Here is an 11,997-nt window from a genome sequence, read left to right on the forward strand (position 1 = left end):
ACCTATGGCGACTATCTGGCTTTTTAATCAAGCCCACAATTCAGGATTCAAGCCAAAAATTTCCGGACAACTTATTCAAACAACCAGTTCACACTTATGCCTGCGCAACCCTTGGGTGTCCGACTCTGTATTCATGGGAAAAATCTACACTGCCATGTTTCTATTCACCTGGATATTATCATGCTACAATCTCATTAATGAAAATATAGACTACTCAATCAACGGCGGCGACATTTTCGTTGCCATCCTGATCTCACTCCCCTTTATTTTTACCCCATTCTTAGCCTACAGAATACTTTTCATAAAAAACTTATCGAACATATATTTAAATCGACACAAAAAGAAAATCTACTATAAGCGATTCAAAAAACTCATAATATTTGACTGGAGCCAAGTCGCAGGCGGTCTTTTCAGTCGCACAGAATTCGGCGGCTCATCATTCAGCACCAGCTATGCCCTCGCCTTCGCCCCCCGCCGCGAAGACGGCAGCCTGCATCAAAAAGACTGCCTCTGGGTCGACAGCAACGAACCCACCGAACCCGGCGTCAAGCATGTAGCCGAGGTATGGGAATACCTCCGCCACTTCATGGACCACGGCCCGGACAAACTCCCCCCGCCCGGTGAACCCAACTGGTGGCACAAGCCACTGCACGCCATCTGCCTGACCCCGGCAGAAGCCTGGCGCCACTACGCCCCTTGGCGAACCGGTGAGCCCGGTGAAATGCAGGGCAAAAAGAACTGGCAATTGCCGTTCTGGGCGGTGCTGTTCCCCTACAACCTGACCGTCGCTCTCTGTTGGTACTGTGTCTGCAAGCTTTTCAATGTCCGTGCAGCGCCACCACCGGCGGAGGCTTTCGAAGGTGGGCCTGCTAAGCCCGAATAGTCACCACCTGAAGTGGATAGGAAGAGAACGCTATGCGCCTGGATGGCAACGCGGCAAGACAGAATGGGGATGGCGCCCAGATCAAAGGGCTGTAGGACGACTCCTGACTTATCGCAGGCAAGCCAGCGCCCACAGGTTCAGCACAAATCTCAAGAGCGGTGCAATACCTGTGGCGCTGGCTTGCCGGCGATGATTGGGCGCAGCGCCTGTCAGGCGAACTTGGCCCGGGCCGCGTGCAGCTTCTTGTAGCTGTCGATCAGGCGCAGGTGGCGATCAAGGCCTTCGAGCTTCATGCTGGTCGGGGTCAGACCATGGAAGCGCACACTGCCGTCCACCGAACCCAATACCGCGTCCATGCGCGCATTGCCGAACATACGGCGGAAGTTGGCTTCGTAGTCATCCATCTCCAGTTCGTCATCCAGCTGCACTTCCAGCACCACGTTCAGCGCCTGGTAGAACAGGCCGCGGTCTACGGTGTTGTCGTTGAACTGCAAGAATGCCTCGACCAGTTCCTTGGCGTCCTCGAAACGCTGCACCGCGAGGCAGATCAGCAACTTCAGTTCGAGAATGGTCAGTTGGCCCCACACTGTGTTCTCGTCGAACTCCACACCAATCAGCGTGGTGATGGTGGTGTAGTCATCCACATCGCAGTTGTCCAGGCGCTTGAGCAGCAGCTTCAGCGAGCGGCTGTCGAGGCTGTGCAGGTTGAGGATGTCGGCACGGAACGACAAGGCGCGGTTGGTGTTGTCCCAGATCAGGTCCTCGACGGGGTAGATTTCCGAATAGCCCGGTACCAGGATGCGGCACGCGGTGGCGCCAAGGTTGTCGTACACCGCCATGTACACTTCCTTGCCCAGGTCTTCGAGGATGCCGAACAGGGTCGCGGCCTCCTGCTGGTTGGAGTCCTCGCCGTGCCCGGAGAAGTCCCACTCGACGAATTCGAAGTCGGACTTGGCGCTGAAGAAGCGCCACGACACCACGCCGCTAGAGTCGATGAAATGCTCGACGAAGTTGTTCGGCTCGGTCAGCGCGTGGCTTTCGAAGGTGGGTTGCGGCAGGTCGTTCAGGCCTTCGAAGCTGCGGCCCTGCAGCAGTTCGGTGAGGCTGCGCTCCAGCGCCACTTCCAGGCTCGGGTGGGCACCGAACGAGGCAAACACGCCACCCGTGCGCGGGTTCATCAAGGTCACGCACATGACCGGGAACTCGCCCCCCAGCGACGCATCCTTGACCAGCACCGGGAAGCCTTGCTCTTCCAGGCCCTGGATGCCAGCGAGGATCGCCGGGTATTTGGCCAGCACCTCTTGCGGCACGTCCGGCAGGCACAACTCGCCTTCGAGGATTTCGCGCTTCACCGCGCGCTCGAAGATTTCCGACAGGCACTGCACCTGCGCCTCAGCCAAGGTGTTGCCCGCACTCATGCCATTGCTGAGGAACAGGTTTTCGATCAGGTTGGACGGGAAGTACACCACCTGCTGGTCGGACTGGCGCACGAACGGCAGCGAACAGATGCCCCGCGCCGTGTTACCCGAGTTGGTGTCATACAGGTGCGAACCACGCAGCTCCCCGTCAGGGTTGTAGATCGCCAGGCAGTGCTCATCGAGGATCTCGGCCGGCAACGCGTCGCGCGGGCCCGGCTTGAACCACTGCTCGTTCGGGTAGTGCACGAACGACGCATTGGCCAGGTCTTCGCCCCAGAACTGGTCGTTGTAGAAGAAGTTGCAGTTGAGGCGCTCGATGAACTCGCCCAGCGCCGAGGCCAGCGCAGCCTCCTTGGTGGCCCCTTTACCGTTGGTAAAGCACATCGGCGACTGCGCATCGCGTACGTGCAGCGACCAGACGTTGGGCACAATGTTGCGCCACGAGGCGATCTCGATCTTCATCCCCAGCCCGGCAAGAATGCCCGACATGTTGGCAATGGTCTGCTCCAGCGGCAGGTCCTTGCCGGGGATATAGGTGCTGGTGTCCGACACCGGCATCAGCAGCCCCTGGGCATCGGCATCGAGGTTGTCGACCACTTCGATCACGAACTCAGGGCCGGTCTGCACCACCTTTTTCACCGTGCAGCGGTCGATGGAGCGCAGGATGCCCTGGCGGTCCTTGTCGGAGATGTCCTCGGGCAGTTCGACCTGGATCTTGAAGATCTGGTTGTAGCGGTTTTCCGGGTCGACGATGTTATTTTGCGACAGGCGGATGTTTTCGGTGGGAATATCGCGGGTCTGGCAGTACAGCTTGACGAAGTAAGCCGCGCACAAGGCCGAAGACGCCAGGAAATAGTCGAAAGGGCCTGGGGCCGAACCATCGCCTTTGTAGCGGATAGGTTGGTCGGCGATCACCGTGAAGTCATCGAATTTGGCTTCGAGACGGAGATTGTCGAGAAAATTGACCTTGATTTCCATGCGGGATTACCGTGATTTAAGCGTGCAAAACGAAATTGGCCGGCATTATCCGGGTTTTCGTTGCGCAAGTCCTGTTCAACGCCGACCGCAGGCTTGATTTTTCGAAGCTGGCTTGCGTATTCCGCCGGATTACTTGCCTGATTCTCTGAAGCCACCCCCGCCACCAGACCAGCGGTCATCCTCCTGTGCTAGCGTTTCTGCACCGGGGGACAACGTATTCCCCATGCAGAAACACAGCGACAACAACCGTGACGGGCAGGTGAAACCATGGAACTACGCATCAACCAGAAGACCTATCAGGTCGAGGCGGACGCCGACACGCCCCTGCTGTGGGTAATTCGCGATGACTTGGGGCTGACCGGTACCAAGTATGGCTGCGGCTTGGCCCAGTGCGGCGCCTGTTCGGTGCTGGTGGACGGCAATGTGGTGCGCGCCTGCGTTACCCCGGTGGCCGGTGTGGTGGGGCGCGAGGTCACCACCATCGAGGCGATCGAGGCCGACCCCGTCGGTAAACGGGTAGTCACCGCCTGGGTCGAGCACCAGGTGGCTCAATGCGGCTATTGCCAGTCCGGCCAGGTAATGGCGGCCACGGCGCTGCTCAAGCACACGCCAAAACCCAGCGATGCGCAGATCGATGCAGCCATGGTCAACCTGTGCCGCTGCGGCACCTACAACGCCATCCATGCCGCCGTGCATGATCTGGCCCAGGGGGAGCAGGCCTGATGAACACGCCAGTCGATACGCCTGCCGAACTGCTCAGGTTGCAGCGGGGCGAAACGGTCAACCTGTCACGTCGGCGCTTTCTTGCCGGCACCGCAGTCGGCGCCCTGGTGCTAGGTTTCGGCCTGCCCATGGGCTCGGCCCGCGTGCAGGCAGCCGCCGCCGCTGCGGCAACTACGGAACGCGGCACCCAGGTGCCTGCATTTCTGGAGATTCGCCCGGATGGCACGGTGCGCCTGTTGAGCCCCTTCATGGAAGGCGGGCAAGGCCCTTTCACCGCCATGGCGCAGATTGTGGGTGAAGAGCTGGATGTCGACCCGGCCCATTTCGTGGTCGACAGCGCACCACCGGGCGAAGCCTACGTGGTGATGGAGAACGGCATGCGCATCACCGGTGGCAGCATGTCGGTGCGCATGAGCTACCCGACCATGCGCCGTCTGGGCGCGCTCGCCCGGGGCATGCTGCTGCAGGCGGGCGCCGAACACCTGAGTGTACCGGTCGATGAGCTTTCTACCACGCCGGGTAACGTGGTACATACCACGACCGGACGTTCCGTAACCTACGGTGAGCTGGCCGGTCGCGCCATGGACCTGCCGGTGCCCGACCCGGCCAGCGTCAAGCTGCGCGACCCCAGCCAGTTTCGCTGGATAGGAAAGCCCGTACGCCGCCTGGATGCCTATGACAAGTCCACCGGCAAGGCCCAGTACTGCATCGACATCAAAGTCGACGGCATGCTCCACGCTGCCGTGCAGCATGCACCGCGCCTGGGCATGACGGTCGGCAGCCTGCGCAACGAAGACCAGGTCAAGGCCATGAAAGGCGTACATTCGGTGCATCAGCTGCCAGGCGCCGTGGCCGTGGTTGCCGAGCGCTGGTGGCACGCCAAGCGTGCAGCGGAGGCGATTCAGGTGGACTGGAAAGAGCCGGCCGCCGACAGCAAAGTGCGGCCGATGCCGGCCGATTTTTCCAGCGACGCCTGGCGCGAACACCTCGCGACGGTGCAAGGGCCGGCACGCGATGAAGAGAACGAAGGGGATATTGCCGGCGCCTTGGCCAATGCCAAGACCAAGGTCGAGGCCAGCTACCACAACCAGTACCTGAACCATGCCCAGCTCGAGCCACCGTCCGCCCTCGCCCGCTTCAACCCGGACGGCAGCCTCGACGTCTGGCTACCCAACCAGGCCCCGGACATGTTCCGTGACGACATTGCCAGACGCACCGGTCTGGAGCCTGCACAAATCAACCTGCACTCGCCGCTGCTGGGCGGCTTCTTTGGCCGCCACTTTCTGTACGACTCTGCCAACCCCTACCCGCAGGCCATTGCCCTGGCAAAGGCGGTTGGCCGGCCGGTGAAGCTTATCTGGAGCCGCGAGGAGGAATTTTTGCGCGATGTACTGCGCCCCGTCGCAGTGGTGAAGTTCCGCGCCGGGCTGGACGCAGACGGTATGCCCGTGGCGCTCGAAGCGGTAAGCGCCACCGAGGGCCCAACCGAGGCCCTTGCCGGCAAACAAGGGGAAAAGATCGACCCGACCGCGCTCGAGGGGCTGTCAGGCAAGTCCTACGCCATCGCCAACAAGCGCATCGCCCAGATCTATGTCAAGGGCCCGCCCATGCTCGGTTACTGGCGCTCGGTAGGTAACTCGCTGAACGACTTCTTCTACGAATCATTCCTCGACGAACTGGCTGATAAAGGTGGCAAGGACCCGTTTGAACTGCGCCTGCACCTGCTGCGCGACAACCCCAGACTGACCAACCTGCTGAACGCAGTGGCCGAATTGTCCGGCGGCTGGAAGCGCGGACCGTTCACCGCCGAGGACGGCAGCAAGCGCGCACGCGGCGTGGCCATGGCCTCACCGTTCGGCTCGGAGGCTGCGGTCATTGCCGAGGTTTCGATCGATAACGGCCAGGTCAAGGTGCACGACATCTGGCAAGCCATCGACCCTGGCAGCATCGTCAACCCGGCGATCATCGAGCATCAGGTCAATGGCGCCGTCGCCCTCGGCCTGTCGCAGACGCTGGTGGAAGAAGCGGTGTACGTGGATGGCAAACCGCGCGCGCGCAACTACGACCTGTACCCGATCCTGCCGCCTTCGCGCATGGCCCGGGTGCATGTGCGCATCATCGAAAGCGGGGCGAAGATGGGCGGCATCGGCGAACCACCGCTACCCGCCGTGGCCCCGGCGGTGGCCAACGCGGTCGCGCAACTCACCGGCCAGCGCGTGCGCAGTTTGCCATTGAGCCGCCACACCTTCAGCTGATCGCAAGGGACGCCTCATGACCCATCGTTTCGCAAGAACCACCGGCTGGCTCGCGCTGCCGTGCCTGGTCGCGGCGGGCCTGCTGGCCTGGTATGTCACACGCGAACCCGCATCGCCGTTTGCCGATGCGCAGGCCACTGTTGCCGACCCGGGGCTGGTCAGCCGCGGCGAATACGTGGCCCGGCTCAGTGACTGCGTGGCCTGCCATAGCCTGCCAGATGGCAAACCGTTCGCCGGCGGACTTGAAATGGCCACCCCGCTGGGGGCCATCCACGCCACCAACATCACCCCTGACCGCGACAGCGGTATCGGTAACTACACCTTGGCCGACTTCGACCGCGCCGTGCGCCAGGGTGTCGCGCCCGGTGGCCGGCGGTTGTACCCGGCTATGCCTTACCCGTCCTACGCCAAGCTCAGCGATGATGACGTCAAGGCGCTTTATGCGTTCTTCATGCACGGCGTGCAACCGGCGCGGCAGGCCAACCTGGCCAGCGACATCCCCTGGCCGCTGAACCTGCGCTGGCCCATCGCCTTGTGGAACGGCCTGTTTGCCGCCACCACGCCTTACACCGACAAGACCGGGCAGGATGCACAGTGGAACCGTGGCGCCTATATCGTCCAGGGCCCCGGACACTGCGGCAGTTGCCACACGCCACGCGGCCTGGCGTTCAATGAAAAAGCGCTGGATGACAGCGGCAAGCCGTTCCTGTCCGGTGCACTGCTCGATGGCTGGTATGCACCCAGCCTGCGCGCCGACCACAACACAGGGCTGGGGCGCTGGAGCGAGACGGAGATCGCGCAGTTCCTGAAGACCGGGCGCAACCGGCATGCAGTGGTATTCGGTTCGATGACCGAGGCGTTCAACAACTCCACGCAATTCATGCATGACAACGACCTGGCAGCCATCGCCCACTACCTGAAGTCGCTGCCCGGCGACCCTCAACGTGACGGCGCGCCGTGGCAATACCAAGCCGAATCGGTAGCTATACGGTTGGACAGCCCAGGAGCGCGCACCTACGTGACACGCTGTGCGTCTTGCCACGGCCTGGACGGCAAGGGCCAGGCCGAGTGGATGCCGCCCTTGGCTGGAGCGACCTCGGCACTGGCCAAGGAGGACGCCTCGGCAATCAATATCACGCTCAATGGTTCGCAGCGGGTGGTGGCTGCAGGGGTGCCGGACGCCTATCGCATGCCGGCTTTCCGCGAACAGTTGGGAGATCAGGAGATTGCCGACGTGCTCAGCTTTGTGCGTACGGCCTGGGGCAACCAGGGTGGTGCGGTGGATGCGCAGGCGGTAGGCAAGCTGCGTGGCCATACCGATCCGGCCAGCAGCAGCCCCATCATCTTGCATATGCGTTGAACTGGAGTAGTACATGTACCGACGCAAGGCTGCTCCCACAAAGACCGCGAAGCACCTTAGCCACTCTGTCACTGCCACCGTTCCAGATTCTGTTTCAACCACTGCTCGGGCATGGCCTCATCAACGATCTTCGCCATTTCCCGCGCCAGCGCCTCACGTAGCGGTGGCCGGTTGCAGGGCGACTCTCGTGAGATTGCCAGGTACAACCCTTCGCTGGACACGGGTGGCTGCAACACCTGCACAGTGGCTGCGATGCCCAACGTGCGCGCCAGCGCCATGCCAGGATACTGCTCGTACACCACGTAATCGCTGCGTTTGTGCATCAGCTTCTCGAACGCCTGCCTGGCACTGGGCACTGCCTCGAGGGTGAGATTGGCCTGGGCGTATTCATCGAACTGTTGGCCGTGGCTGTTGTTGACCAGAGTGCCACCCTTGCGGCCTTTGAGGTCGGCCCATTGCTGGTAGGCAAAGGCATTATCCTGGTGCACCCAGATGACGCTGGGTGTGCGCAAGAACGGCGGGGTAATGTAGTCCACATGCTGCCGGCGCGCTTCGGTCAGGAAATACCCGGCCATCAAGTCGATCCGCCCGGTGCGCACTTCTTCCTGGGCTCGCGACCACGGCCCGGCGTAAACCACCTCTATTTCCAGGCCCAACTGCTTGCCCAGGTACCTGAGCAAGTCGGCATTGGCACCGATCAACTGTTGAGGGTTTAGCGGATCGCGCCACAGGTAGGGGGGGTATTCCGGGTTGCCTGTGGCGGTCAACCGTAGGCATGCATCATCCGCTACCGCAGCCAGAGGCAGCAGCGACAGGTACACCATGAGCAAGGCGTGGCGAAAGCAACGCTCGATCATCCAAGACCCTCGGCACATGAAACACCCGGCGACCCGGCGTGGTAGCCCAAGGCTGCCACCTACTGTGGTCGCCTGCAGCTATCATCCGCGCACTGTAGATAGTCTGGACCATCAACAACCCGCAGACGAGCCTTTCATCGTCCAGTAGAAAAATCTGCCAAAGGACAGACAGTGAGGAGCTGCACGGCCGGCGACACTTGGGCTTTTCAGCCTCCCTGCCGCCGCATCGCCAGGATCGCCGCGCCAAAACCGATAAAGGTGGTGCCCACCACCCGGCTCACCCAGCGCGACAGCGACGGCCGGGTCAGCACACCCTTGGCCCGCGCAGCCAAAGCGGCATACACGCTCAGCGAAGTCAGCGACAAGGCCACGAAGATCCCGGTCAAGGTCAGAAACTGTGGCAACAATGCAGCCCCTTGGTCGATGAACTGCGGGAACAGTGCAGTAAAGAACAGGGTTGCCTTGGGGTTGGTTACTGCAGTGAGGAAGGCCGATTTGAACAGTTTCAGCGGCGAGGGTCGCACCTTGGCCGTACGCTCTGCGGCACCCTGCCCCAGCATCGGGCTCTTCTTCAGCAGTTGTCGCGCCCCCAGGTAGAACAGGTAGCCCGCCCCCAGAACCTTCACGGCATTGAACAGTACTTCAGAACTGGCCAGCAGTGCGCCTAGCCCCAGCATGGCTGCAGCCGACAAACAGAACAGGCCCGTGCCATTGCCCAGCGACGACCAGATCGCGCTGCGCTGACCATGGGCAAGGCTGTTGTTGATAGCCATCAAGGTGGCAGGGCCGGGGCTGGCGATCGCGATGGCGGCGACCAGGGTGAATGCGAACAGCGAGTGAGAATCCATTTCAGGCTCGTCAGACAATCAGGAAAGGCTGCGTCAATTCTGGGCAGGTTCAGTCGGCATTCTGCCGCTTTGCCGCCTTCTTGGCGATAGCCTTCATTCGCGTCGCCGCCCGCTGCACAGTGGCCATTTTCTCGGGCCTCTTCATGCCCCGCCACTTGCGGATTTCGTCACGGGTGCGGCCGCAGCTCACGCACAGTTCGCTGTTGAGCTGGCATAACGAGACGCAGGGGTTGTCGATGTCTTTGGCCATGCCACTACTCAGCCAGGCAGCTCTGCCCGCGCACGTTCGCCAGCGCTGTGGAACACCTGGCGCACTTCCTCGGCCTTGACCTTGGTTACCGACCTGGCCACCAGCAACTCTTCGACCACGCGCAAGCCCTGCTCCAGGGCTGTGGCCAGTTGCTCGGCGTCGGAGGCGTCAGCGATATCACCCAGATAGGGAGCGATGAGATACACGTAACGGTCCTGCAGCTTGAGCGCTTCCAGCGCGTCGAGGGCTTTCTGGAACCGATCGGCAGCGGCAGGGCTCATGCTCAATTTATCGAAATGAATCAGGCTCACACGGTCAGTGGCCATTATGACGAATCTCCGTTTCCTGGTGCGGCCAGGCCCGCAAGCAGCAGCGCTTCTACGATGCTCGTATGTGCGGGCCCGGGTTGTGCCCATCAGGGTACCAGAAGCCGAGGCAGAAAGGGCCACTGCCCCCAGAACTAAAAGTATTTGCCAAGTCGCGTAATGGACGCCCCAGGACGTTATGGGGACATGAGCCGCCATCTGCTGCGCAGGATAATCCCGCCAGCAATCCACCCCGCCGAGGCCGTCATCGCGCTCGGCAGCCCACACAACAAGCCTGCGCGTTCAGGCAATACACAAATGGGGCCTCATCATACATGGCAAAGGAACACATCCCCGAAACACTCGATCTTGGCGTCACAGACCCCTCGAAAACCGCAGAAGCCCGCCAGGATCGGCATTTCGAGGGCAAGCTTGACTGGATCGTCTTTGGTTTCACCAGCCTCCTGGCCATCGCTTTCGTGCTCTGGGGCTTCCTCAACCAGGCCAGCCTGGCCAGCAGCGCCTCCAGCGCGCAATCCTGGGTCATTCTCAATTTCGGCTGGTTCTTCGTGCTCACCTCCTCCCTCTTCGTGGTGTTCGTGCTGTGGCTGGCCGCCAGCCGTTACGGGCGGGTGCCGCTGGGCCGCGATGGCGAACAGCCAGAATTTCGCACGGTGTCCTGGGTAGCGATGATGTTCAGCGCCGGTATGGGCATCGGCCTGATGTTCTTCGGCGTGGCCGAGCCGCTGTCGCACTACATATCGCCGCCGCCAGGCTCAGCCAGCGGGCAGACCAGCGAAGCGATGCAGGTGGCAATGGCCACCACCCTGTTCCACTGGACCTTGCACCCTTGGGCCATGTACGCCATCGTTGGCCTGGTAATCGCCTACGGCACCTTCCGCCGTGGCCGCTCGCAGCTGATTTCCGCTGCCTTTCGGCCGCTGATCGGCAAGCACGCAAACGGCCCACTCGGCCGCCTGATCGACATGATGGCGATCTTCGCCACATTGTTCGGCTCGGCCGCCTCGCTGGGCCTTGGCGCGCTGCAGATCGCCGGCGGCCTGGAATACAACGGCTGGATCGAAAGTCCCGGTAAACTGTTCTACATCTCGATCATCACGCTGCTGACCATTGCCTTCGTCACCTCGGCGGTGTCGGGCATCGGCAAGGGAATCCAGTGGCTGTCCAACACCAACATGGTGCTGGCACTGGTGCTGGCAGTGTTCGTGTTCATGGTCGGGCCGACGCTGCTGATGCTAAATCTGCTGCCCACCTCGCTCGGCATCTACATCAAGATGCTGCCGGAAATGATGGCCCGCACCAACGCCAGCGGCGGCGAGCAGATGAACAGCTGGCTGGCCGGATGGACCGTGTTCTATTGGGCCTGGTGGATCTCCTGGACACCTTTCGTGGGCATGTTCATCGCCCGCATCAGCCGCGGTCGCACCATTCGCCAGTTCGTGACCGGGGTGCTGCTGGTGCCAAGCCTGGTCAGCCTGGTGTGGTTCACCATCTTCGGCGGTGCCGCCATCGACGCTGTGCGCGAAGGCGCCTTCCAGCTGGCCAACGGTGCGGTCAACAGTAACCACGCCCTGTACCAGCTGCTGGACAGCTACCCGCTGGCATCGGCAACCTCGGTGCTGGTGATGATCCTGGTAGGCATCTTTTTCGTTTCGGGTGCCGACGCCGCCTCGCTGGTGATGGGCACGCTGTCGGAACACGGCACCACCGCGCCATCACGACGCACAGTGATTTTCTGGGGCTCGCTGACCGGTACGGTGGCGGCGATCATGCTGGCGATCGGCGACCCACGTAACCCTGGCGAGGCGCTGACCGGGCTACAGAACCTGACCATCGTCGTGGCCTTGCCATTCGTGGTGGTGATGGTACTGCTATGCCTGGCGCTGTACCGCGACCTGCGCAAGGACCCGATGATGCTGCGCCACCTACGCGGCAACGAGCTGATCGAGAAGGCCGTACTGTATGGGGCGGTGAAGCATGGAGAGGAGTTCTACATTGTAGTGCAGGAGAAGAAGGCATCGACCAAGACAGCGACAGAGACCGAAGTAGCCAGCAACTGACTCCGCCAAGCAGAAAGCCACGGGCTGCTGTGCAGCCCG

General features: G+C 61.7%; 10 protein-coding genes. 5 read left to right on the forward strand and 5 right to left on the reverse strand.

Features of this window, described 5'->3' with window-relative positions; all coding sequences use genetic code 11:
- The first annotated feature begins 4 nt into the window (after positions 1-4).
- Positions 5-883 (forward strand): DUF6708 domain-containing protein, encoded by an 879-nt coding sequence (locus J3A98_RS13440; RefSeq protein ID WP_209966719.1) that lies wholly within the window; start codon positions 5-7, stop codon positions 881-883.
- Positions 884-1,092: 209 nt separating this feature from the next.
- Here the strand turns inward: J3A98_RS13440 and J3A98_RS13445 are convergent, their stop codons facing one another.
- Positions 1,093-3,279, reverse strand: coding sequence for an OsmC domain/YcaO domain-containing protein (locus tag J3A98_RS13445; protein ID WP_209966721.1), 2,187 nt, complete (start codon positions 3,277-3,279; stop codon positions 1,093-1,095).
- A gap of 267 nt (positions 3,280-3,546) precedes the next feature.
- Between J3A98_RS13445 and J3A98_RS13450 the strand changes: the two genes are divergently transcribed.
- The 3 genes from J3A98_RS13450 to J3A98_RS13460 are packed head-to-tail and all read left to right on the forward strand — an operon-like array spanning position 3,547 to position 7,617.
- On the forward strand, positions 3,547-4,002 hold the full coding sequence (locus tag J3A98_RS13450; protein WP_021782012.1) for a (2Fe-2S)-binding protein: 456 nt from the start codon (positions 3,547-3,549) through the stop codon (positions 4,000-4,002).
- On the forward strand, positions 4,002-6,257 hold the full coding sequence (locus tag J3A98_RS13455; protein ID WP_209966723.1) for a molybdopterin cofactor-binding domain-containing protein: 2,256 nt from the start codon (positions 4,002-4,004) through the stop codon (positions 6,255-6,257). Before J3A98_RS13450 ends, J3A98_RS13455 begins: the two co-directional genes overlap by 1 nt.
- Positions 6,258-6,273: 16 nt before the next feature.
- Positions 6,274-7,617: a cytochrome c gene (locus tag J3A98_RS13460; RefSeq protein WP_209966725.1), complete on the forward strand. Its 1,344-nt coding sequence runs from the start codon at positions 6,274-6,276 to the stop codon at positions 7,615-7,617.
- A 68-nt stretch (positions 7,618-7,685) separates the two neighbouring features.
- Here the strand turns inward: J3A98_RS13460 and J3A98_RS13465 are convergent, their stop codons facing one another.
- The 4 genes from J3A98_RS13465 to J3A98_RS13480 all read right to left on the reverse strand — a co-directional run bounded on the left by J3A98_RS13465 (position 7,686) and on the right by J3A98_RS13480 (position 9,898).
- On the reverse strand, positions 7,686-8,474 hold the full coding sequence (locus J3A98_RS13465) for a transporter substrate-binding domain-containing protein (protein ID WP_209966727.1): 789 nt from the start codon (positions 8,472-8,474) through the stop codon (positions 7,686-7,688).
- Positions 8,475-8,680: 206 nt separating this feature from the next.
- Positions 8,681-9,322 carry a LysE family translocator gene (locus J3A98_RS13470; RefSeq protein WP_209966729.1) on the reverse strand — a complete coding sequence of 214 codons (642 nt, stop codon included), beginning with the start codon at positions 9,320-9,322 and terminating at the stop codon, positions 8,681-8,683.
- 49 nt (positions 9,323-9,371) lie between these two features.
- Entirely contained in the window at positions 9,372-9,572 is a 201-nt protein-coding gene (locus J3A98_RS13475) for a DUF1289 domain-containing protein (RefSeq protein WP_012271937.1), read from the reverse strand.
- Positions 9,573-9,580: 8 nt separating this feature from the next.
- Complete coding sequence (locus J3A98_RS13480) at positions 9,581-9,898, reverse strand: hypothetical protein (protein ID WP_004577480.1); 318 nt, start codon at positions 9,896-9,898, stop codon at positions 9,581-9,583.
- A 314-nt stretch (positions 9,899-10,212) separates the two neighbouring features.
- Here J3A98_RS13480 and J3A98_RS13485 point away from each other — a divergent pair, with 314 nt between their 5' ends.
- Positions 10,213-11,958, forward strand: a complete 1,746-nt coding sequence (locus J3A98_RS13485) for a BCCT family transporter (protein ID WP_209966731.1) — start codon at positions 10,213-10,215, stop codon at positions 11,956-11,958.
- The last annotated feature ends 39 nt before the right edge of the window (positions 11,959-11,997 follow it).

The sequence above is a fragment of the Pseudomonas sp. BP6 genome, assembly GCF_017875935.1.
Taxonomy (GTDB): domain Bacteria; phylum Pseudomonadota; class Gammaproteobacteria; order Pseudomonadales; family Pseudomonadaceae; genus Aquipseudomonas; species Aquipseudomonas putida_Y.

Coding starts and splice junctions, on each gene's coding strand:
- J3A98_RS13460 (WP_209966725.1), top strand. CDS start 6,274: ATGACCCATCGTTTCGCAAGAACCACCGGCTGGCTCGCGCTGCCGTGC.
- J3A98_RS13465 (WP_209966727.1), bottom strand. CDS start 8,474: ATGATCGAGCGTTGCTTTCGCCACGCCTTGCTCATGGTGTACCTGTCG.
- J3A98_RS13480 (WP_004577480.1), bottom strand. CDS start 9,898: ATGGCCACTGACCGTGTGAGCCTGATTCATTTCGATAAATTGAGCATG.
- J3A98_RS13485 (WP_209966731.1), top strand. CDS start 10,213: ATGGCAAAGGAACACATCCCCGAAACACTCGATCTTGGCGTCACAGAC.
- J3A98_RS13450 (WP_021782012.1), top strand. CDS start 3,547: ATGGAACTACGCATCAACCAGAAGACCTATCAGGTCGAGGCGGACGCC.
- J3A98_RS13445 (WP_209966721.1), bottom strand. CDS start 3,279: ATGGAAATCAAGGTCAATTTTCTCGACAATCTCCGTCTCGAAGCCAAA.
- J3A98_RS13470 (WP_209966729.1), bottom strand. CDS start 9,322: ATGGATTCTCACTCGCTGTTCGCATTCACCCTGGTCGCCGCCATCGCG.
- J3A98_RS13440 (WP_209966719.1), top strand. CDS start 5: ATGGCGACTATCTGGCTTTTTAATCAAGCCCACAATTCAGGATTCAAG.
- J3A98_RS13455 (WP_209966723.1), top strand. CDS start 4,002: ATGAACACGCCAGTCGATACGCCTGCCGAACTGCTCAGGTTGCAGCGG.
- J3A98_RS13475 (WP_012271937.1), bottom strand. CDS start 9,572: ATGGCCAAAGACATCGACAACCCCTGCGTCTCGTTATGCCAGCTCAAC.